Origin of the sequence: Bifidobacterium catenulatum subsp. kashiwanohense JCM 15439 = DSM 21854 (assembly GCF_001042615.1) — a bacterium.
In the GTDB taxonomy this organism is placed as follows: domain Bacteria; phylum Actinomycetota; class Actinomycetes; order Actinomycetales; family Bifidobacteriaceae; genus Bifidobacterium; species Bifidobacterium catenulatum.
The window spans coordinates 1067290-1087498 of record NZ_AP012327.1; the positions used below are offsets into that span (position 1 = coordinate 1067290).

At 55.7% G+C, this 20209-nt stretch carries 19 protein-coding genes, 2 tRNA genes, 1 pseudogene and 1 riboswitch; of the genes and pseudogenes, 15 read left to right on the plus strand and 7 right to left on the minus strand.

The window, feature by feature from the left end:
* The first annotated feature begins 42 nt into the window (after positions 1-42).
* From pyrB to pyrE, 7 genes are all read left to right on the plus strand, one after another.
* Positions 43-1056: an aspartate carbamoyltransferase gene (gene pyrB / locus BBKW_RS04555; protein WP_003834949.1), complete on the plus strand. Its 1014-nt coding sequence runs from the start codon at positions 43-45 to the stop codon at positions 1054-1056.
* A complete protein-coding gene (locus BBKW_RS04560) occupies positions 1056-1481 on the plus strand; it encodes an aspartate carbamoyltransferase regulatory subunit (protein WP_003834948.1) in 426 nt (141 codons plus the stop codon). Before pyrB ends, BBKW_RS04560 begins: the two co-directional genes overlap by 1 nt.
* A gap of 3 nt (positions 1482-1484) precedes the next feature.
* Positions 1485-2903, plus strand: coding sequence for a dihydroorotase (locus tag BBKW_RS04565; RefSeq protein ID WP_033501163.1), 1419 nt, complete (start codon positions 1485-1487; stop codon positions 2901-2903).
* Positions 2903-3865 (plus strand): orotidine-5'-phosphate decarboxylase, encoded by a 963-nt coding sequence (gene pyrF / locus BBKW_RS04570; RefSeq protein WP_033501162.1) that lies wholly within the window; start codon positions 2903-2905, stop codon positions 3863-3865. The genes BBKW_RS04565 and pyrF overlap by 1 nt, the downstream gene beginning before the upstream one ends.
* Positions 3866-3935: 70 nt before the next feature.
* Positions 3936-4754 carry a dihydroorotate dehydrogenase electron transfer subunit gene (locus BBKW_RS04575; protein ID WP_033501161.1) on the plus strand — a complete coding sequence of 273 codons (819 nt, stop codon included), beginning with the start codon at positions 3936-3938 and terminating at the stop codon, positions 4752-4754.
* Position 4755: 1 nt separating this feature from the next.
* Entirely contained in the window at positions 4756-5706 is a 951-nt protein-coding gene (locus BBKW_RS04580) for a dihydroorotate dehydrogenase (protein WP_033501160.1), read from the plus strand.
* 28 nt (positions 5707-5734) lie between these two features.
* Positions 5735-6430 (plus strand): orotate phosphoribosyltransferase, encoded by a 696-nt coding sequence (gene pyrE, locus BBKW_RS04585; protein WP_033501159.1) that lies wholly within the window; start codon positions 5735-5737, stop codon positions 6428-6430.
* A gap of 128 nt (positions 6431-6558) precedes the next feature.
* Here pyrE and BBKW_RS04590 read toward each other — a convergent pair whose 3' ends face one another.
* Entirely contained in the window at positions 6559-7482 is a 924-nt protein-coding gene (locus tag BBKW_RS04590) for a LysR family transcriptional regulator (protein WP_033501158.1), read from the minus strand.
* 319 nt (positions 7483-7801) lie between these two features.
* Positions 7802-10444 carry a phosphomethylpyrimidine synthase ThiC gene (gene thiC, locus BBKW_RS04600; RefSeq protein WP_128832402.1) on the minus strand — a complete coding sequence of 881 codons (2643 nt, stop codon included), beginning with the start codon at positions 10442-10444 and terminating at the stop codon, positions 7802-7804.
* A gap of 201 nt (positions 10445-10645) precedes the next feature.
* Positions 10646-10748: riboswitch (TPP riboswitch) on the minus strand.
* Between the two features lie 194 nt (positions 10749-10942).
* Between thiC and BBKW_RS04605 the strand changes: the two genes are divergently transcribed.
* Positions 10943-11488 (plus strand): GNAT family N-acetyltransferase, encoded by a 546-nt coding sequence (locus tag BBKW_RS04605; protein WP_081962269.1) that lies wholly within the window; start codon positions 10943-10945, stop codon positions 11486-11488.
* A gap of 329 nt (positions 11489-11817) precedes the next feature.
* Here the strand turns inward: BBKW_RS04605 and BBKW_RS04610 are convergent, their stop codons facing one another.
* Both BBKW_RS04610 and BBKW_RS04615 read right to left on the minus strand, forming a co-directional pair.
* Positions 11818-12303 (minus strand): arsenate reductase/protein-tyrosine-phosphatase family protein, encoded by a 486-nt coding sequence (locus BBKW_RS04610; RefSeq protein ID WP_331709052.1) that lies wholly within the window; start codon positions 12301-12303, stop codon positions 11818-11820.
* 34 nt (positions 12304-12337) lie between these two features.
* Positions 12338-12796, minus strand: a pseudogene (locus BBKW_RS04615) (uroporphyrinogen decarboxylase/cobalamine-independent methonine synthase family protein); the annotation flags it as partial.
* A gap of 293 nt (positions 12797-13089) precedes the next feature.
* Here BBKW_RS04615 and BBKW_RS04620 point away from each other — a divergent pair.
* The 3 genes from BBKW_RS04620 (at position 13090) to BBKW_RS04630 (ending at position 15103) form a co-directional block, all read left to right on the plus strand.
* Positions 13090-13719 (plus strand): sugar O-acetyltransferase, encoded by a 630-nt coding sequence (locus BBKW_RS04620; RefSeq protein WP_033501154.1) that lies wholly within the window; start codon positions 13090-13092, stop codon positions 13717-13719.
* A 293-nt stretch (positions 13720-14012) separates the two neighbouring features.
* Positions 14013-14315, plus strand: a complete 303-nt coding sequence (locus tag BBKW_RS04625) for an autorepressor SdpR family transcription factor (RefSeq protein ID WP_033501153.1) — start codon at positions 14013-14015, stop codon at positions 14313-14315.
* 11 nt (positions 14316-14326) lie between these two features.
* Positions 14327-15103, plus strand: a complete 777-nt coding sequence (locus BBKW_RS04630) for an SdpI family protein (RefSeq protein ID WP_033501152.1) — start codon at positions 14327-14329, stop codon at positions 15101-15103.
* A gap of 222 nt (positions 15104-15325) precedes the next feature.
* Here BBKW_RS04630 and BBKW_RS04635 read toward each other — a convergent pair whose 3' ends face one another.
* On the minus strand, positions 15326-15961 hold the full coding sequence (locus tag BBKW_RS04635) for an HAD family hydrolase (protein WP_033501151.1): 636 nt from the start codon (positions 15959-15961) through the stop codon (positions 15326-15328).
* Between the two features lie 93 nt (positions 15962-16054).
* Positions 16055-17836, minus strand: a complete 1782-nt coding sequence (locus BBKW_RS04640) for a bifunctional ADP-dependent NAD(P)H-hydrate dehydratase/NAD(P)H-hydrate epimerase (RefSeq protein ID WP_033501150.1) — start codon at positions 17834-17836, stop codon at positions 16055-16057.
* A 92-nt stretch (positions 17837-17928) separates the two neighbouring features.
* On the opposite strand from BBKW_RS04640, the gene BBKW_RS04645 reads away from it, so the two are divergent.
* From BBKW_RS04645 to BBKW_RS04655, 3 genes are all read left to right on the plus strand, one after another.
* On the plus strand, positions 17929-18630 hold the full coding sequence (locus BBKW_RS04645; protein WP_033501149.1) for an ABC transporter ATP-binding protein: 702 nt from the start codon (positions 17929-17931) through the stop codon (positions 18628-18630).
* 98 nt (positions 18631-18728) lie between these two features.
* Positions 18729-18801 (plus strand) — tRNA-Asn (locus tag BBKW_RS04650).
* 58 nt (positions 18802-18859) lie between these two features.
* A tRNA-Asn gene (locus BBKW_RS04655) sits at positions 18860-18935 on the plus strand.
* 33 nt (positions 18936-18968) lie between these two features.
* Here BBKW_RS04655 and BBKW_RS04660 read toward each other — a convergent pair.
* Entirely contained in the window at positions 18969-19346 is a 378-nt protein-coding gene (locus tag BBKW_RS04660; protein ID WP_193786588.1) for a transcriptional regulator, read from the minus strand.
* Positions 19347-19520: 174 nt separating this feature from the next.
* Between BBKW_RS04660 and BBKW_RS04665 the strand changes: the two genes are divergently transcribed.
* Positions 19521-20132, plus strand: coding sequence for a M23 family metallopeptidase (locus tag BBKW_RS04665; protein WP_033501148.1), 612 nt, complete (start codon positions 19521-19523; stop codon positions 20130-20132).
* The last annotated feature ends 77 nt before the right edge of the window (positions 20133-20209 follow it).

Sequence of the window (20209 nt, forward strand, 5' to 3'; positions counted from 1 at the left end):
TGGCTAGGTCACTTCGAGTGGCCACCTTCAACCACAAGTTGCATGAAAGGTGAGCCGTTGTCTTCAGTACTCGAACAGGCGGTTGAAACGCCGATGGTCGGAAAAAGCGTCATCACATTGGATGACCTTTCCATTCGCCAGATTCAGGAATTACTCCACAAGGCGCAGTACATTGATTCTCATCGTAAAGAAGTGGCGCACGCCTGCGACGGCAGGGTGCTCGCCACTTTGTTTTATGAGCCCAGCACCCGTACGCGTCTGAGCTTTGAAACCGCCATGCTCCGACTTGGCGGCAAGGTGATCGGCTTCGCTGGCGCCCAGCTCGCTTCCGTGACCAAGGGTGAAACCATTTCGGACACTCTGAAAACCGTGTCCAACTACGTAGACGTGGTGGCGATCCGCCACCCGAAGGAAGGCGCTGCTCTTGTGGCGTCCCGCGCGGCTTCCGTACCGGTCATCAATGCCGGCGACGGTGGACACATGCACCCCACGCAGACCTTGGCCGATTTGGCGACGCTGCAGTCGCGCTTCGGTCGCGTGAACAATCTGACCGTCGGTCTGTGCGGCGATCTTACCTTCGGTCGTACCGTACACTCCCTGATCGAAACCCTGTGCCGTTTCGGCAATGTGAACTTCGTGTTGGTCAGCCCGGACGAGCTCAAGACCCCCCAGTACGTGCTCGACCGTATCAACGCCACCGACTCCTGCTCTTACACGGAAGTCAAGGATCTCGTTTCCGTGATCGGCGATCTCGACGTGCTGTACATGACCCGCGTGCAGAAGGAACGATTCTTCAACGAAGACGACTATCTGCGACTGCGCGACACTTACATTCTCGACGAAGCCAAGATGGCTTACGCCAAAAAAGACATGGCTGTGCTGCACCCGTTGCCGCGAGTCAACGAAATTGCCGTTGAAGTGGATGACGACCCACGCGCCGCCTACTTCGAACAGGTCAAGAACGGCATGCTCATGCGCATGGCATTGGAAAGCTCGGTGGTTGGAGACGAACTGCCGGGATACGAACCGCTTGAATCCAAGGAGGTTGCGGCCTGATGGAAGTCACCAGCATTCAGAATGGCATCATCATCGACCATGTGCCTGCCGGCACCGCGCTCAAAGTGCTCGAATACCTGAAAATTGATCCGGCTAAGACCAAGCTCGCGCTGATCATGAACACCGACAGCCACATGTTCGGCACCAAAGACATCATCAAGATCGAAAGTGAAGAGGAAGCCGAAACCATCGACCTTGACGTGCTTGGCCTTGTGGCACGCACCGCAACCGTCGGCATTGTGCGCGGCGGTAAAATCGTAGAGAAAAAGCAGCCTACACTGCCGGAACATGTGGTCAATATCATCAAATGCGTGAACCCGCGCTGCGTGACTACCACCGAGCCGGCCGTGCAGATGTTCCACCTGGTGCACTCCGACCGTCAGGAATACCGCTGCGACTACTGCGACGAGGAAGCGAAGTTCTGATCCATGACCCTCACCCTTCACGACATCAAGGTTTGGAACACCGGCGAAGTCATCGACCTGATCGTCCCATCCGACACTGATGAAACGGTGGACGCTTCGTCCATGACCATCGCCCCGGGATTCGAAGATCCCCACGTCCACTTCCGCGATCCGGGCCAGACCTACAAGGAATCCATGGTTTCCGGCTGCGCGGCCGCCGCCTCTGGCGGATACACGAACGTGCTCATTATGCCGAACACCGTTCCCGCTATGGATGGCGTGAAGGTGACGGCGGGGGAACCGGGCGCCAGCGAAGTGCTCGATGCCGGTTTCGACACGGTCATCGACTATTTGCAGCATTACGAACAAGCCCATGATGTGACCTTGCCGGTGCGTTATGACCTGTGCGTATGCGCTTCCAAAGGGCGTGTAGGCAAGGAGGCGACCGATGTGGCCGACTGGATCGGTTACCTACCTGAACACGATGACGGCAACAAGGACGCTTACCAGCTGTGTCACCCGGTGACTGCCATCAGCGATGACGGTTCCGCGGTAACACCGGAAATCCTCGGCCAAGTGTTCGACAACGTCAAGGAATCAGGTTTGTACCTGATCGAGCATTGCGAACACCACGACACCGGGGCGGTCAACGAAGGTCCCGTATCACGAGAACTGGGCGTACCCGGCATTCCCGAAGATACCGAACTGAAGATTGTCGAACGGGATATCGAGATGGCGCGCAAAACCGGCGTGCACGTGCACTTCCAGCATGTCAGCACTGCGATTTCCTTCGACGCGATTCGCAAGGCCAAAGCTGAAGGATTACCGATCACGTGCGAAACCGCACCGCACTACGTTGCATTGTGCGATGAAGCGTTGCTGAAATACGGCACGCTCGCCAAGATGAATCCGCCGTTGCGCTCCGAAGAGGATCGCAAGGCAACCATCGCAGCCGTAGCTGACGGCACCGTCGATCTGCTGGCCACCGACCATGCACCGCACACCATGGAAGAGAAGGACCTTGGTTTCCTCGATGCTCCGAACGGCATCATTGGTCTTGAATGCGCGTATGGCGTATGCCACAAGATTCTTGTGGACGGCGGCTTTATCTCCGACGAACGCTTGATTGAACTCATGTCGACTGCGCCAGCAGAACTTATGGGTCACATCAAGGCCGACATCACAGCGTTGCTTGACGAATACGCAGACGCCGTCCCCGGAGACGACGACACCAAACGTGTGCTGGACCTCGGCAAGGTTCCTGCAGAAGACCGCGCGGATCTGGTAGTGCTCAACATCGACGAGAAATGGACCGTGGATCCCGAACGCTTCCATTCCTCGGCTCGTAACACCCCATTCGGCGGATGGCAGGTCACCGGCCGGCCGCTCGCCACCATCATCGGTTCGAAACTGGTCTTCAGCCGTATTAACAAGGAGGATTGATGGATCACCTGATCGAAGCAATCGAAGTCAAGCAGAATCCAAGCGTTGTAGGACTTGACCCGACCGAAGCGCTCGTGCCAGCGCAAATCGTGGCCAGCTTCGCCGAGGAGATCAGCGAGCAGGTTGAAGATCCGGCGGAAGCACCTGCCATGCAGCTTTCCGTGGCCTTCTTCGAATTCAACCGCGCCATCATCGACGCCGTCGCAGACATCGTTCCCGCGGTCAAACCGCAGATCGCCATGTATGAGGCACTCGGTCCGGCAGGCATCGACGCTTACACCATGACCTGCGAATACGCCAAGCAGAGGGGATTGTATGTGCTCGGCGACGTCAAGCGTGGAGACATCGGCTCCACTGCAGCCGCATATGCTCATCACCTCAGCGGTGTAGGATTGGACGACACCGCCTACGATCCATGGCATGAGGATGCGGTGACCGTGAACCCATACCTCGGCACCGATGGCATCACACCGTTCGTCGACGCCGCCACCGCCAACGACAAAGACATCTTCGTGCTCGTGCGCACCTCCAACCCATCCAGCAGCGAACTGCAGGAACTTGAACTCGCCTCCGGCGAACGCGTATACGAGCATGTTGCCGATCTGGTGGAAGGTTGGGGTGCCGAAACCATTGGCAAGAACGGCTATTCGCACGTTGGCGCGGTGGTCGGAGCCACCCACCCGGAGGAAGGCAAGGCATTGCGTGCGCGCATGCCGCACACATTCTTCCTGGTGCCGGGCTACGGTGCCCAGGGCGGTACCGCACAGGGCGTGGCTGGCATGTTCGACCGCGACGGCATGGGCGCTCTCGTCAACTCGTCCCGAGGCATTATCGGAGCATGGAAGAAGTCCGGCAAGTATTCCGAATCCATGAGTGCCGACGATGCTTTGGATCTGGTCGCCGAATCGGCACGTGAAGCAGCCAAAGACATGCGTGACAATCTGCGTGCGGTCCTGCCGTGACCTGCCGACTGGCCAACTGTTCAATCTGAAAACAACCATCAAACCATCGAACGTAACAGAGAGGGAGTTCATGACCACCGCAACAACGTTCGTTCCGACCGTTGCCGAGGCGACTGCGGCAGGCTTTTTTCCGAGCCGGCATGAAGTCGAGGTCGTTGACAATCGGGAACTGACCGACGGCGTGTACCGTTTGACGTTCCGTGACGAATACATCGCCAGCCATGCAAGGCCAGCACAATTCGTTGACGTATATTCCAACGATCCAAGCAAGCTGATGCCGCGTCCGTTCGGCGTTTGCGAAATCGATGGCGACGAAGTCAGCCTCATGTTCGCCGTGGTAGGCAAGGGCACCGCCGAATTCGCGCAGCTGAAGCCGGGAGACACCATTCGTGTAATGGGTCCGCTTGGCAATTCGTTCAAAACCAAGGAGCCGGCCAATTATGTGCTGGTGGCTGGTGGCCTTGGTGTGCCTCCGCTCGTGCATGCGGCGCAGCATATTGCCGGCGTCGAAGGCGCGGTCAGCACCGCGGTGTTCGGCTACCGTAATGTGCATTTCGGCGACGAATATGTGAGCAAGTATGCCGACAAGGTGTACAGCATCGACGAGAGCGAAGGCAATGTGATTACCCTGCTCGACCGTATCGAAGACGAGCTGCTCGGTGGCGAGCTTAAGCCGGTGATTCTGACCTGCGGACCTCTACCGATGATGAAAGCCGTGGCCGCATGGGCCGCGAAGCGTGACATGGCATGCCAACTGAGTTTGGAACAGCGCATGGGCTGTGGTTATGGCACTTGCGTGCTGTGCACGGTCGACACGTTGGACGGACGTTTGAAGGTCTGCTCCGACGGTCCGGTCTTTACTCGCGAACGTTTGGGATGGGGTGAATGAGATGATCGACGATACCCAGCATGAGAACCTGTACGGTTCGTACGAATGGAAGCATCCCACGCAGGTGGCGGGCGTGCCGTGGAAGAATCCGGTCGCCACGGCTTCCGGCACCTTCCAGTATGCGGCGGTCCGCTGGTTCTACGACGTGAGCCAACTGGGCGCGGTCACCACCAAGGGTGTCTCCCCGGTGCCATGGGAAGGCAATCCTGGCATCCGTACCGCTGAAGGCCCATCCAGCAACATCAACGCGGTCGGCTTGCAGAACCCGGGCGTGGACCATTATTTGGAAGACGACCTGCCCAAGCTCAAGGCCATCAACGCCACGGTCATCGCCAATGTGGCCGGCCACTGTGACGACGACTATGTCGAAGTCGTGTCTAAGCTGAACGATTCGCCGGCCGACATGCTGGAAATCAACGTGAGCTGCCCGAACGTGTCCGCCGGAGGTATGAGCGTCGGCACCGATCCGGTGGCATTGAGCCGTCTGATCACCCGACTGCGTAAGCTCACCGACAAGAAGATGATTGTCAAGCTCACGCCGAACGTCACCGACATCACCGTGCCTGCCCGCGCGGCCGTGGAAAGCGGCGCCGACGCGCTGAGCATGATCAACACACTGCTTGGCATGCGCATCAACATTCGCACTGGAGAGCCGATCATCGACCATGTGACCGGCGGCGTTTCCGGACCGGCCGTGCTGCCGATGGGACTCGTGGCCGTGTGGAAGACCCGCTCCGCATTACCGAACACTCCGATCATCGGCATCGGCGGCATCGATTCCGGTGAGAAGGCGCTCGAATACCTGTATGCCGGAGCGAACGCCGTGGAAGTCGGCGCGGCCGCACTGTTCGAACCGACCGCACCATTGCGCGTGGCCCGCGAACTCGACGACCTACTCGACGCACGCCCCGAACTCGCAGACAAGCTCGCCAAGGGCGAAACTTGGCGCTGACCTCGATTATTCATCAAAGGAGCATGACATGACTGAATCCCTCGATCACCGTTTTACCAAGTTCCTGCTGGAAGCACAGGCACTGAAATTCGGCGAGTTCACGCTGAAGTCCGGTCGCAAGTCGCCGTATTTCATCAATGCGGGCGCATTCAACGACGGCCGTAAGATCGCCACACTCGGCGCATTCTATGCGGAGAAGATCGCGGCAGAAATCGAAGCAGGCAATCTGCCGGACGACATCGACACCATTTTCGGCCCTGCCTACAAGGGCATTCCGCTGGGCGTCTCCACCGCAATCGCTCTGACTTCCGACCACGGTATGGAAGTCGGCTACACCTTCGACCGCAAGGAGAAGAAGGATCATGGCGACGGCGGCATGATGGTCGGTACCCAGCTGACCGACGGTATGAAGGTGCTGCTCGTCGACGATGTGATGACCGCAGGCACCGCAGTACGCGAGGTCATTCCCAAGCTCAAAGCCGAAGCGAATGTGGAGGTCGTTGGCTTGGTACTTTCCGTGGATCGTATGGAAAAGACCAAGGATTCCGACACGTCCGCGGTGAAGGCAGTCGAAGCAGAGTTCGGCTTCCCAGTGTTCGCCATCGCCAATGTGCGTGAGATCTTCGAAGCCGGCCAGCATATTGAAACCGCTGACGGCACCGCGTACGTGACCGACGAGATCAAGGCCGCTGCCGACGCCTATCTGAAGCAGTATGGCGCCTGAATTCCATAGGTGAACCGTATAGGATCCTATAGTCGCACATGTAAAAAAGTGCCTCGCACCAATCGAAAGCATCGGTGCGAGGCACTTTTCATATCTCATAGCAGAGTGCATCCAGTCGATGAGTGCACTCAGTCGATCAGGTTATATCCATGGTCGGCCACCACCGACTTGAGCTTCTCCAAATAGTTTTCCGCGGCCTTCGACAGCTTCGCACGCTCGTTCGTGATCCAGCCGACCAGCATGGTCTCATCAGTGTCAAGCGGCACGGTCACGATTTTCTCATTGTTAAGATCGCCGTTATCGATGCCGGTGCACACGGTATAGCCGTTCAGACCGATGATGAAGTTCAGAATCGTCGCACGGTCGGTCACGTTGATCTGCTTGGGAGAGTATTCCGGCCAGACCGCCTCTTCGGCGAAGAAGAAGCTGCCCTCCTCGCCCTGCTCGTACTGGATGAACGGGAACGGCTTCAAGTCGTCCATCGTGACTTTCTTCTTGCCGGCCAGCGGATTGTTGCGCGAAATGAACACATGCAACGGGGCACGGAACAGTGGATGGAATTCCAAATGCTTTTCGCGCAACATCTTGCCGATCACGTCCTTGTTGAAATCGGACAGATAGATGATGCCGATTTCGGAAAGCATGTTCGTCACTTGGTTGATGATGTCTTTGGTGCGCGTCTCACGAATGGTGAACTCGTATTCGTCGGATTTGATGGAGTTGATCATTTCCACGAACGCTTCGACGGCGAACATGTAATGCTGTGTGGACACGGAGCACAGCTGCTTGCGTGGCTTCGCGTTCTTGTAACGTTCTTCGAGCAGCGACGCCTGATCGAGCACCTGGCGAGCATAGGTGAGGAATTCCGCTCCGTCCACGGTCAAGGCGATGCCTTGCGACGAGCGGGTGAAGATCTCGATGCCAAGCTCGTTCTCGAGTTCTTTCACAGACGAGCTCAACGCGGGTTGTGACACGTACAGTTCGTGCGAGGCTTCGTTCATGGAACCGCATTCCACGATTTTCACAATATATTTCAGCTGAAGAAGAGTCATAAACTCAGGTTAGAGCCATGTGCTGACTGTGGGGGAGTGCTTATACCCTCTTGTCTGGATAGTGGACTATCGATCGCGCAGATCGAGGATGCGAAAGCTTGAGGAGGCCCGCACACAGTTGGAAACCATCAAAGCCGTGCTCGACAAAACCGGTCAGATATTCGCCCAATGGAGGCAGGTCGGCTTGACGGGTCAGGCTTACAAGCAAAAGAGTGTCCCTATCGGAGTGCTCCGTATCGACATACAAGCAACAAAAAAGGGATTGCCCGGTCTTCTACGCACCAGGCAATCCCTTTCGTAAAACCTACTACAGTTTGGTCTACTGGTACAGATGGCCGCCCTGCTCGCGGAAGCGCTCGCTCATGGCCTGCATACCGGCAGCGATGGTTTGCGCGTCGGCGACGAGCTTTTCCTGTGCTTCGGCATTACCGAATTTTTTGCGGATGTTTTGGCTGATGGCCATGGAACAGAACTTCGGACCGCACATCGAACAGAAATGCGCCATTTTCGCAGGCTCGGCCGGCAAAGTATCATCATGGAACGCGATGGCGGTGTCCGGATCGTAGCTCAGATTGAACTGGTCGAGCCAACGGAATTCGAAACGTGCCTTGCTCATGGCATTGTCGCGGTCGATGGCATGCGGATGATGCTTGGCAATATCAGCTGCATGGCAGGCGATCTTGTATGCGATCACACCTTGCTTCACATCGTCCTTATTCGGCAACCCAAGATGCTCCTTCGGCGTCACATAACACAGCATGGCAGTACCATAGCGGGCGATTTCCACACCGCCGATCGCCGACGTGATGTGGTCGTAGCCAGGAGCGGTGTCAGTGGTGAGCGGTCCAAGCGTGTAGAACGGCGCGTCCTTGCAGATCGCCTTTTCCATTTCAATGTTCATGCGCACGGTGTCGAACGGAATATGGCCAGGTCCTTCGATCATCACCTGTACGTCGTGTTCCCATGCACGTTGGGTAAGCTCGCCCAAAGTCATCAGTTCGGCAAACTGTGCCGCATCGTTCGCATCGGCAAGCGATCCCGGACGAAGTCCATCACCCAGTGAGAACGCCACATCGTACTTGGCGAAGATCTCGCACAATTCATCGAAATGCGTATACAGGAAGCTTTCCTGATGATGCTGCAAACACCATTCAGCCATGATCGAACCGCCACGCGAAACGATGCCTGTCATACGGTTCGCCGTCAACGGCACGAAACGCAGCAGCACACCGGCATGAATCGTCATATAGTCCACGCCCTGTTCGCACTGTTCGATCACCGTGTCGCGGAACAGTTCCCAGCTGAGCTTGGAAGCATCATCCTCCACCTTTTCGAGCGCCTGATACATTGGCACGGTGCCAATCGGTACGGGGGAGTTGCGCAAAATCCATTCACGAGTGGTGTGAATGTCGTTGCCGGTAGACAGATCCATCACAGTGTCGGCACCCCATTTGGTGGCCCACGTGAGCTTCTCCACCTCCTCGTCAATAGACGAAGTGACCGCCGAATTGCCCATATTGGCGTTGAGCTTGGTGAGGAACTTCGAGCCGATGATCATGGGCTCAGCTTCGGGATGGTTGATATTGCAAGGCATGACGGCACGTCCTGCGGCCAGTTCGCTGCGCACCAATTCCACGCTGCAATGTTCGCGTTCCGCCACATAGCGCATTTCCGGCGTGATGATGTTGTGACGCGCGTACCACATTTGCGTCACCGGATGATCCTTGGCCTTCATCGGCTTATGCTGGCGGCCACGCCATTCCTTGGAAGCCTTGCCACGTTTGATGGCGCGTTTGCCGTCATCTTCCAAATTACGGCGACGTCCTTCATATTCCTCGACGTCTCCACGGTCAAGAATCCAGTCCAAACGTAGGGGAGCGAGACCTTCCTTCGGATCGCATTTCGGGCCTTCGGTGTTGTAATCCTTGAATGGTGCGTTCGGTCCGACGCCAGGAGTGTCAGACAGTTTGATTTCGGTGTACGGCACTTGCAGATCGTAGGAACCGAATTCGTTTTCGAAATGTACCGGCGTGGTTTTACGAATATGTGCTTTGTCTCGCTGCTTGGAATCGCGTGCGGCAATGTCGACGCGCTGTTGCTTGGCGAGCTTGGATGCGGCCTTGGCTTCCTTCGCATTGGTGAACTTCTTTTCGCCGGATGCGCCGTCGGCTGTGTTGTCAGGGCTGATTTCCGCTGTGTTCTGGGCTTTCATGCGCGGTGCGTATCCGTGCTTCGTGTCGCCACGTACGGCTTTCCAACGCGTTACCATATCGCGGGTTGTGGCTTCCGGATCATCGGCTCCTGCAATCGCGGACACCACGAACCAGCCTGCCGCCTTTGAATGTGCCAGCATCTCCATATCATCTGCGGTCACGCCACCGCCTACCACTACCGGAAAACCACTGGCTGAACAAATGGTGTTGATCTGCTCTTCGTCAAGCGTGCGACCGGAACCGTCATTGCCGCCTACGGACGCTTCCGGCTTGGTGACGGAAACATGCAACGGTGCCGCACCGATATAGTCGATGCAGCCGTCGGGCAATTCGTTGATGAGTTTGACCAGGCTTTCCGTTTCCGCCGACAATCCCACGATGGCATCTTCGCCAAGCAGTGCACGGGCTTCGCGTGGTTCCATATCGGTCTGTCCGATGTGCACGCCGTCGACCTTGATGCCTTTGCTGCGGGCCTGCCAGACCACGTCCACACGGTCGTCAATCACGAATGCCACGGAATCCGACTTATTGTTGTCTTCGATGATTTGCGCGATATCACGCGCCATGTCGGTAAGATCTTTCGCATCAGCGTCTTTGGCGCGAAGTTGGATGAAGCTTGCGCCCCCGCGCAACGCATCATCGACAACGTCGGTGATCGGTCGGCCTTTGCAATCCTGTGGTCCTACCACAAGATAGGCACTCAGGTCGAAGCTGTCTCGCATCGACGCATATGGATAATTGTTCATGATTCCCCCTTGATTATGCTGTTTTGGGTTGGGAAAAATTGATTTCGTCAATAAATGGGTATACTGACACGCCCGTATTCTTGGATACACGGGATAGAAAACGAAATTACGATCGATGATTTCGCGATGCAGGCTGTTTGGTCGACGCGCCTGTTGCGTTGACTCTTACGGATGTCAATTGACGCTGACAATGCGTGTGTGCTGTGGCACTCATTCTCCGCTCCCTACGATGGTGTTAACCAACAGGTTCAAAGGGTCAGGCACTCGCCTATCTCAGCTCCGTTGGGGAGCCCCCCTGCTTTATGTATTGGCTATGAATCTACGCCCTGCACTGGACGTAACTTTTATCGAAGCCCGCAGGAGAGTTAGGACAGTCGTCCCTTTCGCATGCATCGCCTTCATTCGTGTCACACCCCGCCGCGAAGCTCACAGCGAAACTCTCCTTGCAGGGGCCAAGCTATACTTCAATTCAATGCATTGCGTGTGAAAGGGAATGACTACATGTTGGAAACGGAACGGCTGACATTGAGGACTTGGGCGGAAACAGATGCGGAAAGCTTGTACGCCTACGCGAAAGATCCGGATATCGGGCCTATCGCGGGCTGGCCCGCACACCGATCGAAAGAAGAAAGTCTCAATACGATTCGTCATGTGCTCAATGGCAAGGAATGCTACGCGATTTGCGAGCGCGGCAGCAATAGCCCCATTGGTTCGATTGAGTTAAAGCTTAATGGTCATACGGATATGACGGATCGTGATGATGAGTGTGAGTTGGGTTACTGGTTGGGCAAGCCTTTCTGGGGGAGGGGTTATATGCCGGAGGCAGCCAGAGAGATTATCCGTCATGGTTTTGTTGATCTTGGTATGAGTGTGATTTGGTCCGGCTATTATGACGGCAATCTGAAGTCGAAGCGGGTGCAGGAGAAGGTTGGTTTTGTCTATCATCACACGTGTGATGAGGTGCCGGTGCCTCTTATGCATGAGGTGCGTGTCGGGCACGTGAATATTCTTACCAAATCACGCTGGCAAACTTTGGCTGCCCGCTGATTGTGCCAGAAGCCAAGGCTGCAACAGGCAAACTGGGTGATGTTTCAATGTGGTGAAAGGGCGTTCAATACGGCGGCATGCTCGACATGTCGGTACTCACCGAACAAGCCGATCTGCAAATGGTCGTATCAGGCATACGCGAACTATCATTTGCCGACCAAAAGCACCTGTTCCTCATGAGATGCAGCCAGGGAGGCATGGTTAGTGCCATGGAAGTCGCCGACCATTCGCACGACTATGCCGACACCTTCATCGCAATACGATGGTGCTCGCCTAAAATGCTTTGGAAGGGTCTTGGTTGGCGTCGAACGGATGCTGGTCAAGACCCTTTAGAGCTTCATGATGTTTTCTTCGATGCGACGGATGACGTCAATGAAAGCCTTATCGTTTTGCCCGGTTGGATCTGGCAGATTCCAATTATCGTCGAAAGCCTTGCCGATATAGGGGCATTCCACGTCGCAGCCCATGGAAATCGCGATATCAGGTTTTGGAATATCCGAAATCAGTTTGGAGTATTGCGTTTTCTCCATGTCGATGCCGTAAAGCTCTTTCATGAGTCGTACGGCATCCTGATTGATCTGCGGCTTGGTTTCCACACCTGCGGAATAAAAATCAAAATCGGTTCCGTGTAAATGCTTTCCCAACGCTTCGGCAATCTGGCTGCGGCATGAATTATGCACGCAAATAAAAGCCGCTTTTCTCATAGCTTCCCCTGTCTGCGATGTTATGATTTCACGATTGGCGTTCCGTATTATATGTTTCGCCCAATGCTCTGCGTCCACATCATCGAATAGCACAATGCCCGGTACGACCATGGCATAAGCTGGTCGTACCGGGTATTGGCTTGGATTATTCGCCCCAGACTTCTTCGGCGATGGATCTTACGAGTGCGATCTTAGCCCACTGCTGCTCCTCAGTGAGCTTGTTGCCTTCCTCTGTGGAAGCAAAACCGCATTGGGTGGAAAGGCACAGACGCTCCAACGGTACATACTGGGCCGCTTCGTAGATGCGAGCCTTGATTGTTTCCGGATTTTCCAGTTCTGGCCTCTTGGAGGTGACGAGGCCAAGAACAACCTGCTTATCGTCGGAAACCTCAGCCAGTGGTGCGAAGTCACCGGAACGGTCGTCGTCGAACTCCAGATAGTAGGCGTCCACGTTCTCTTCGCCGAACAGCTTGGCTGCGACCGGAGCGTAACCGCCGGATGACAGCCATGTGGAATGGAAGTTACCGCGGCAGATATGAGTGTTGATCACCAGGTCGTCAGGCTGGTCTGCGATCACCGCGTTAATCACGTCGAGATTCTCCTGTGACTATTGACTTGCAATTAACAATCAAAACGACAAAACCAACAGTATGCTATCCCACCACCCACGAACGCGACGCATTCCATCCGCCTGGTTGACAATGTACTTCCGTCCATCCGCAGCAGAGTTTTCAATGCTGAAATAAAAAAGAATGACGCTGCATGGCGTGCCGATATTGGCAGACGTGCGTTCAATGATTGTGCAGAGAGTCGCGAAAGGCATGCGGAATCACGGCATGAGTTGCGTTGTGTTCGTATATAATCGCAATGGACATGAACGACTGCAAGGAGGCTGCCATGACTGTGTCGCAACGAGTGCTTGACACCATGAATTCCGGGCTGATCTACACCTGCGATGACGAAGAGATGATCAAAGCGCAGAAGGAACAGATGGAACTGCTGCACGACTTCAACGCAACCCGCCCCAGCCAAATGACGCAACGCAACGAAATCGCACGCCAACTGCTTGGCGAATTCGGCGAGGAAGCCTATATCGAACCGCCGTTGCATGCCAATTGGGGATGCAACACGTATTTCAGTGCGCATGCTTACGCCAATTTCAACCTCACGCTGGTTGATGATGGTGAAGTGCATATCGGCGAACATACCATGATCGGCCCGAACTGCACTATCATTACCACCGGCCATCCGATTCGTCCTGACCTGCGCGAGAAGGTCACACAGTATTCGATGCCGGTCGTCATCGGCCGTAATGTGTGGTTGGGCGCCAACGTTACCGTGCTTCCCGGCGTCACCATTGGTGACAATTCGGTGATTGGCGCATGCTCGCTGGTTATCAAGGACATTCCCGCTAATGTGGTCGCATTCGGACAGCCATGCAAGGTGTATCGAGAAATCGGCGAGCATGATGACGTCTACTATTGGCGTGACCGCATGATCAACCCGCCCTATGACCAAAAGCAGTAAAACATATCACTATCGACCAACCGTTAAAACAGGTCGAATCATCGTGAACTGGTCGTTATGACAGATCCACGATTCCATAATTTGCGACTGTCAAGCGAGATGCCGGGCGCACCATTGCTCCACCACACGGGCAAGGCGCGCCTTTTTCTGTGAAAACTCAGTCCTAGCTGCTCCAATCAATCATGCTTCCCACCATAACGCGCGAAACGTAACGCATACATGTCCGCAGTAGATAGTTAGATAATTATCTAAATAAGAAAATGTTTAAACATTGCGAAGTGAAGGAGGAATGCATGGCGGGAGAGGGATTCAAGGCGCTCTCCGATCCCACGCGACGGCGCATTTTGGAATTACTGCGCGAATGTGACATGACGGCTGGTGAACTCGCGGAACAATTCAACATGAGCAAACCGTCGATCAGCCACCATCTGACCACGTTGAAAACCGCGGGACTGGTAACCGACGAACGGCACGGGCAGAACATCATCTACAGTCTCAACACCACGGTGATGCAGGATCTGATCGGATGGTTCATGGGATTCATGGACAGCGACGGAAACGTCAATCAAGCGAATGATCAAACAGGCAATAAATAAAGGAGGGTCTTATGCGCGGGAACAACTTGAACGATTCCAAAAAAGCTTTCGATAACAACATCAACAATGCCGAAGACAAGAACAAGACTGATTCGAGGGAGAAGATCGCCCCGATCGGACGCAATCTGTGCATTACGCTCGTTGCACTGTGTGTAGTCAACATCATCGCACATCTTGCTTGTTACAGTCGGCTTCCCGAAAACGTGCCGATTCACTGGGGTGCCGATGGTTCGGTCAATGGCTACGGTCCGCGTGTCGTAACGTTGATTCTTGATGTATTGCCGTTGCTGTGCTTGGGACTTTTCCTCGTCATTCCGAAGATGGATCCCAAGGGAGAAAACTACATGAAGTCCAGCGGACTGTATCGTGGATTTGTCATTGCGTTCACGCTCATCATGTGCGGTGTCACATGGTTCACCGAAGCCACCGCATTCGGTGTGATCCCGGCTACTGGTGGTCCTGTTGGACTTATCGTCAGCGTGGTGCTGGGAGCGCTGTTCGTCGGCTTAGGCAATTACCTTCCGCGCATGCGCCAGAATTACACTTTCGGCATCAGAACGCCTTGGGCTTTGGCTGATGAGAACAATTGGAAGCGTACGCAGCGTGTAGGTGGCATCTCTTTCATGGTGTTGGGAGTGTTATTGGTCGTAGCGGGCGTTGTCAGCTCTGTCGTGCCTGTGGGCGACATGCTCATGGCTGCAATTATTGTGACGATAGCGGTTGGCGCAGCGCTCGTTCCCTATGTGTACAGCTACCTGTTGTTCCGCCGCAGCCGGAATTCGCAGTGACGTTAAAGCAACTGGGACGCTGACGCTCCGACGCAACCAGTCGATATGCAACGTTGACAAACACCGTTGGCAATCTGGAAAAGTTTAATGAACGGACTCAGGAGAACCAATTGCAAACAGTGAAGGAATCGAATCTGAATTTCTTCAGTCCAATGGTCGAGGGCGGTTCACATGCGTGCGATCCGCCCTCTTTGCTAATTCAAGTGTTCGTTTTGAAAAAAGTCAGAAATCCATGCCCAAAGATTTCAGATCGCGGCGAGCTTGATCGGCGTTAGTAAAGCGGAACGCATGCATGCCCACGGCCTGTGCGCCAGTGACGTTCTTCGCGGTGTCGTCGAAGAACACGCTGGATTCCGGCCTGAGATTGAAACGGCTCAGTGCCAGTTCGTAGATGTCGGCATTTGGCTTGTGCATCTTCTCCACACCAGACACCACCGTGCCCTGCAACAACTCCTCCAGCTGAGGGAATCGTTCGAAAGCAAAATGGAACGTCTCGTGCGACCAATTCGTCAACCCCCACACGCCGTAGCCTGCAGCCTTCAAATCGCGAAGCAGCTGTTCCATATTCGGAATCATGCGGGGGAGCGCATCGCCATAGCGTTCGATGTAATCGCGGAAGATTTCAGCGATTTCCTCACCCTGCTCGCGTACCACGTCGGGATAAATGTCTTCGAAATCTTCGCCATGGTCCATACGATCCTCATAATCGTAGAAACCGCACGGATCATTATCTGCGCAAATACGGTCCACGACTACTTGGGGGTACCTGCCTTCAAGGCATGCGCGCGTCTGCCAGTCGATGAGCACGCCGCAAAAATCAAAGACCACATCGGTGACGTTGGCACTGGGGGAGGTCATGAGAATCCTTCCTGCAAAATACGGATTGGCAACGTCAGTGTAACGCAAAGTAACCGACGTTGGGGCTGGTATTCAGTAAATTGTGTTGCACAATTAAAGTAATTGTAAAAATGCGGGCTGAATACTGTCGATAATATCGCTGGCGATGATTGGATGGCCGATTTCTCCGAAATGCTGCTTTTTGGAATGACCGTAGATTTGCGGACGATGCCATCCGCGCTGTTCGGATTGCGATGCGATTGCTCCCGCAAGACCATGCATGTAGGCGCCGGCAGCCACGACCTCGGGAACCAATGCCGGATCCTTAGCAAGCATGTCGTCCTGCTGCGCGAGCAGGGCTCCCAACATGCCGGCGAGCACGTCACCCGATCCTGCGGTAGACATCCATGCCGGTGCGCGACCGGAAAGAATCACACGCTCATTACTCTCGCCATCAGCGCCCACCACCATGGTCACCGCGCCCTTCAGTAGCACGGTCGCACCGGTCAGCTCACGGAGTTTGCGGGCGCAGGCAAGCGGCTGCGCCCGCACCTCGTCGACACCGACTTCGTTTTTGCCCAGCCGAGTCAGCATGCGGGCCAGCTCTCCGGCGTGCGGGGTGACGACCACCTGAGGCGGCACCTTATCTGGTAGTAAATCCAAGGCTCCGGCGTCCACCACGATTGGTGGCATATCCAGTGCGCTCGCATGCCTGGCGTCGGCATCGTCGCCAAGGTCGGTTTCTTGCGGCAGTGCATAGTGCTTCAGCAGCGCGGCTATGGTTTTGCGCTGGAAGTCGGAGTCGGACGCTTCGTCATCGCCTGTGGGAACGCCGGAGCCAACCACCCACGATTGGACGCGTCCCTTGCCGATCACCGCCTCAGGCAACGAGGAAAGCACCATATCCTGCGCGCGTTGTGGGCCAAGATAACGCACCATGCCTGTGTTGGTTCGTGCGGCGGCAACGGAAGACAACACGGCCGCACCTAGGTAACGTGCGGAACCTGTCACTAAGCCGACCACTCCGCGTGAATATTTGCCGTCCGAAAGCTGCGGCAGACGGATCGAATCCGTTACGAAATCGCCGTCCGTCATTTCGGTCGCGGGAACGCAATCATCGATATCGAAACCGAAATCGACCAAAGTGAGGTGTCCGCATGCATACGAGGCGGGCGGCACCATCGCGCACGGCTTCATCGCGCCGAATGTTACTGTAACGTCGGCCGGAATATACGGTCCCGGCAGCGAACCATCATTCACGCCAACGCCGGACGGTGTGTCGATTGCCACGACAAGCGGCAGATCGGAGGAGGGTTCATTGTTCGGCAAGGCGGGCCTGTCGGGTAGTTCGCCATCGAATCCCAAGGAGGATGCGATGGCGCCTGCGATGCCACGCAACGCGCCGCTTACGCCAATGCCGGTCATCGCGTCGATGATCACATGGGAACCTTGGGCGTACTCTACTGCGGCCTGCAGCCGTTCTCCGGCTTCCCCTGCGGAGAAGCCCGTGGTGCATCCGGGGATTTCGGCGGCGGGGTCGAGTGCGAGAACGCGGCCTCCGGCGTGCGCGAACGCGCTGAAAGCCTCCTCGTGCAGGGAGCGGCCCACGGCGATCGCAGTAACGTGCGCGCCTTCGTTCGCTAATTCCGCGCCGGCGTACAGGCCGTCGCCGCCATTGTCTCCCGCGCCCACAAGCAGGGTCACGCGCGCATCTTCGATGGTGAGATCCTCGTCGTCGAGCAGCGTCATGGTCACGTGGGCCGCTGCCGAGGCGGCCATGCGCATTAGCGGCACGCCGTCGTCAAGCAGCGGACGTTCCATGTCGCGCACGGTATCGGAGTCGTAGGCACTGTACAGCAGTGTTTGCAAACGGTCGGCGTCGTCGGCGATGTTCATAACGTTCCCTTCCTCGTCGTTTATGAGCAACAATCCCTACTGTAGTCGTAATATTGGGAGTCAGGGATTTTCGGCGTGGAATGGAGACCAAAATGGCATATATCGAAATGCGGCACAGTTACAAGCGTTACCAAATGGGTTCTACCACCATCACCGCGAACGATGATGTGAGCTTCGGCATTGAAAAGGGCGAACTGGCCATCATTCTGGGCGCGTCGGGCGCAGGCAAGTCGACGGTACTCAACATTCTGGGCGGCATGGACACGAATTCCGAAGGCAGCGTGGTCATCGACGGGCGCGACATTTCCAACTACTCTCCGAAACAGTTGACGGCCTACCGTAGAACGGATATCGGTTTCGTGTTCCAGTTCTACAATCTAGTGGCGAATTTGACCGCGAAGGAAAACGTCGAACTCGCCTCGCAGATCGTTTCCGACGCGCAGGATGCCGTCAAAGTGTTGGAAGACGTCGGTCTCGGCGATCGTGTCGACAATTTTCCCGCGCAGCTTTCCGGCGGTGAACAGCAGCGCGTGGCCATCGCCCGAGCCGTTGCGAAGAATCCGAAGATCCTGCTGTGCGACGAGCCGACAGGCGCGTTGGACTACAACACCGGCAAGCAGGTGCTGCAGATTCTGCAGGACATGAGCCGTAAGAAAGGCGCAACCGTGGTGATCGTGACCCACAATTCGGCGATCGCGCCGATTGCGGACCGTGTGATCCGCATGCATGATGGCAAGGTCACTGCCGTCGATGTCAACGAGCATCCGATGGGCATCGCGGAACTTGAATGGTGATATCGCGACACGCGGTGCGACACTCGATTTGCGAAGACGTGTGAAGCGTGTAATATATGTGACTTGTGCACGGAAGCAATTCCGTACAGGAAGCACATTCCTGCGTAGCTCAGTTGGCAGAGCATCCGACTGTTAATCGGACGGTCACTGGTTCAAGCCCAGTCGCAGGAGCGCAGTTTTAGGTGTTTTCTGATTTTTTCGGAAAAGACTTTTAAAACGGGAAAGACATTCCTGCGTAGCTCAGTTGGCAGAGCATCCGACTGTTAATCGGACGGTCACTGGTTCAAGCCCAGTCGCAGGAGCCATATGGAAGCCCTTGGAAATCAAGGGCTTCTTTGTTACTCTAATGAGTCAAGCACGTCGTCGATCAGCGTACGCTCGTGCGACCCATCGGCTTTGAGTCGAGGGAAGCGTCGCAAGACGTTGGCGGGACTCGCGCCGGCCGCACGCGCTACATTCGATTTCGATTCGCCATGGGCCAAAGCCGTTTCTGCAAGACGATCCACCAGCGAGTCCGACACCTTGCGAAGCTGCTCGGCAACCCACAGCTGCGCCAGCTCGGGGGAGAGAGCGTAATCTTCCTGCAATTCGCTTGATGCTTCCTGCACGGCCGCCCACAGCACCATAAAAGGCTTCTGATAGTAGGTGATCCGATCGTAATCGGACTCGCCTTCCAGCTGCTGCAACGCTTTGCGCTGTGACGTGTTATCGCTCATGCGTTCCATCGTATGTCGCGACATGCCCGGAGACTGTGGATAACTCATCCTCCGACCACAGGGCCGTTTCGGCTGGACAATCCAATCACATACTGTCATGCTGGCAATTCACCGCCGCGCAACGCAACAAATCAACAAAGCGACACAGCAATGCAGCAACGCGAAGGAGCCATCATGAACGAACATGAATATCGTCAACGAATCCGACGAAGCAGAATAGTCCAGGAGGAAAAGAAACGCATCCGCCAGCAGCTGCGCCAAATCATGATCGTATGCGCGTTGGCGTGCGTCATACTGCTCGTGTGCTGTCTATGGTCGGCTGAACCGACATATGCGAACACGAATTCGGGCGACACGTCCGAATCCTGCGTAGCCCTGATGCGATGGCCGTTGAACGGCGCGCAGGTAGTTGGCAAGTATGACGCGCCGAAACAACAGTGGCTTCCAGGGCATCGGGGCGTCGACTTGCTCGCCGACCAACAGGAAGCCGTCGTCGCACCTGCAGACGGCGTGATCGCCTTCAGTGGCAGCGTGGGAGGCAAAGCCGTGGTCACCATACGGCATGGAGGCAGCCTTTCCGGACTGACCTCGACGTTCGAACCAGCCAAGACGGAACGCGATGTCGGCGCACATGTTGCGCAAGGGGAGCGTTTCGCGCGTGTGGAGGGCGAATCCGACCATTGCGACGATCAGTGCCTGCATTGGGGAATCAAATCGGAAGGACGACAATATACCGATCCGGAAAGCAAAACCCGTACGGTGCGAATCGGATTGAAAGTCCTGTGAAACAGGGGGGGGGCGACAGAACCATCGATTTTGTCCATACGTCGTGGCCTCGCCGAAAAAAGTGAAGCTCTCAGGCT

Excerpts from the sequence above, each read along its gene's own strand:
- pyrB (WP_003834949.1), top strand. The coding sequence starts at position 43 with ATGAAAGGTGAGCCGTTGTCTTCAGTACTCGAACAGGCGGTTGAAACG.
- BBKW_RS04560 (WP_003834948.1), top strand. The coding sequence starts at position 1,056 with ATGGAAGTCACCAGCATTCAGAATGGCATCATCATCGACCATGTGCCT.
- BBKW_RS04565 (WP_033501163.1), top strand. The coding sequence starts at position 1,485 with ATGACCCTCACCCTTCACGACATCAAGGTTTGGAACACCGGCGAAGTC.
- pyrF (WP_033501162.1), top strand. The coding sequence starts at position 2,903 with ATGGATCACCTGATCGAAGCAATCGAAGTCAAGCAGAATCCAAGCGTT.
- BBKW_RS04575 (WP_033501161.1), top strand. The coding sequence starts at position 3,936 with ATGACCACCGCAACAACGTTCGTTCCGACCGTTGCCGAGGCGACTGCG.
- BBKW_RS04580 (WP_033501160.1), top strand. The coding sequence starts at position 4,756 with ATGATCGACGATACCCAGCATGAGAACCTGTACGGTTCGTACGAATGG.
- pyrE (WP_033501159.1), top strand. The coding sequence starts at position 5,735 with ATGACTGAATCCCTCGATCACCGTTTTACCAAGTTCCTGCTGGAAGCA.
- BBKW_RS04590 (WP_033501158.1), bottom strand. The coding sequence starts at position 7,482 with ATGACTCTTCTTCAGCTGAAATATATTGTGAAAATCGTGGAATGCGGT.
- BBKW_RS04605 (WP_081962269.1), top strand. The coding sequence starts at position 10,943 with ATGTTGGAAACGGAACGGCTGACATTGAGGACTTGGGCGGAAACAGAT.
- BBKW_RS04610 (WP_331709052.1), bottom strand. The coding sequence starts at position 12,303 with ATGGTCGTACCGGGCATTGTGCTATTCGATGATGTGGACGCAGAGCAT.
- BBKW_RS04620 (WP_033501154.1), top strand. The coding sequence starts at position 13,090 with ATGACTGTGTCGCAACGAGTGCTTGACACCATGAATTCCGGGCTGATC.
- BBKW_RS04625 (WP_033501153.1), top strand. The coding sequence starts at position 14,013 with ATGGCGGGAGAGGGATTCAAGGCGCTCTCCGATCCCACGCGACGGCGC.
- BBKW_RS04630 (WP_033501152.1), top strand. The coding sequence starts at position 14,327 with ATGCGCGGGAACAACTTGAACGATTCCAAAAAAGCTTTCGATAACAAC.
- BBKW_RS04635 (WP_033501151.1), bottom strand. The coding sequence starts at position 15,961 with ATGACCTCCCCCAGTGCCAACGTCACCGATGTGGTCTTTGATTTTTGC.
- BBKW_RS04640 (WP_033501150.1), bottom strand. The coding sequence starts at position 17,836 with ATGAACATCGCCGACGACGCCGACCGTTTGCAAACACTGCTGTACAGT.
- BBKW_RS04645 (WP_033501149.1), top strand. The coding sequence starts at position 17,929 with ATGGCATATATCGAAATGCGGCACAGTTACAAGCGTTACCAAATGGGT.
- BBKW_RS04660 (WP_193786588.1), bottom strand. The coding sequence starts at position 19,346 with ATGAGCGATAACACGTCACAGCGCAAAGCGTTGCAGCAGCTGGAAGGC.
- BBKW_RS04665 (WP_033501148.1), top strand. The coding sequence starts at position 19,521 with ATGAACGAACATGAATATCGTCAACGAATCCGACGAAGCAGAATAGTC.